The 1,254-nt window shown below is 67.9% G+C and carries 1 protein-coding gene; it reads right to left on the reverse strand.

Going from position 1 to position 1,254, the window contains the following annotated elements; all coding sequences use genetic code 11:
• Positions 1-225 precede the first annotated feature (225 nt).
• A partial coding sequence (locus tag AB0E63_RS46465) for an acetate kinase (protein WP_360381347.1) occupies positions 226-1,254 on the reverse strand: 1,029 nt, incomplete at its 5' end.

A 1,254-nucleotide genomic window follows, 5' to 3' on the forward strand; every position in this document is an offset into this window, starting at 1 on the left:
TGCTTGGGGCCGCGATGGCCGCTTCGAGCATGCTGTCGACGTGGTCTGCCGGCAAGTGCTGGTCAGGCATCGGAGGCTCCTCCCACTGGTGATACCTCAGCTTCGCGCGCAGGAGGAGGCTCGCGCTGCGGGCAAGAGTCCCGACCCGGGCAGGCCGTTCGGCCGTCGCTCAGTCGCCGGTCGGCTTTTGACCTGGAGTTTCCGGACCTCGAGCGCTGATCGCCGTCAGGGTTGTACGACGCTGAGCGTCTCGCGGGCGATCTGCCATTCCTCGTTCGTAGGGAGGACGAAGACCGCGACCTCGCTGTCGTCGGTGGAGATCCGGCGGGCTCCGGCGGACGAGGCGTTGTTGCGGTCGTCGTCGATGGTGATCCCGAGGCGTTCCAGGCCGCTCAGTGACGCTGCCCGAACGTCGGCCGAGTGCTCACCCACACCGGCGGTGAAGACGACGGCATCGACCGTTCCCAGGACGGCGTAGTAGGCGCCGACGTACTTGCGGATCCGGTGGCAGTACACGTCGAAGGCCAGATCGGCTCGTTCGTCGCCCTGTGCGCGGAGTCGCGACAGCTCACGGAAGTCGTTCTCGCCGGCGAGCCCCTTCAGCCCCGATGCGGTGTTGAGAGCCCGGTCGATCTCGTCCGTCGACATGCCCAGCTCCCGGGTCAGGTACGCCGGGATCGCCGGATCGACATCACCTGAACGGGTCCCCATCACGAGCCCCTCGAGTGGCGTCAGACCCATCGAGGTCTCGACCGACTGCCCGGCTCGCACCGCGGATGCCGAGCACCCGTTGCCCAGGTGCAGCACGATGACGTTCACGTCTGCCGGATCTCGTCCGAGCAGCCGGGCGGCCTCGCGGGAGACGAACGCGTGCGACGTACCGTGGAAGCCGTAGCGGCGGATCCCATGGTCCTCCAGCCAGTTCAACGGCACCGCGTACGTGTAAGCCTGCCGCGGGAGCGTCTGGTGAAACGCGGTGTCGAAGACGGCGACCTGTGGCAGGTCGGGAAAGAGCCGGCGTGCTACTCGGATTCCCTCCAGGTTCGGGGGGTTGTGCAGCGGGGCGAGTGGTACCAGATCGGTCACCTCGGCGATCAGTGCGTCGTCGATCAGCGCCGACGCGGAGAACCGGGAGCCTCCGTGCACGACTCGGTGGCCGACTGCCGCGATACCCAGGTCCGCGAGCGACGGCCCGTGGGAATCGAAGGCATCGATCGCCCCGCGCAGCGCATCCTCGTGAGTCGGGATCGACCG

This window comes from Kribbella sp. NPDC026596 (assembly GCF_040638415.1).
Lineage (GTDB): Bacteria > Actinomycetota > Actinomycetes > Propionibacteriales > Kribbellaceae > Kribbella.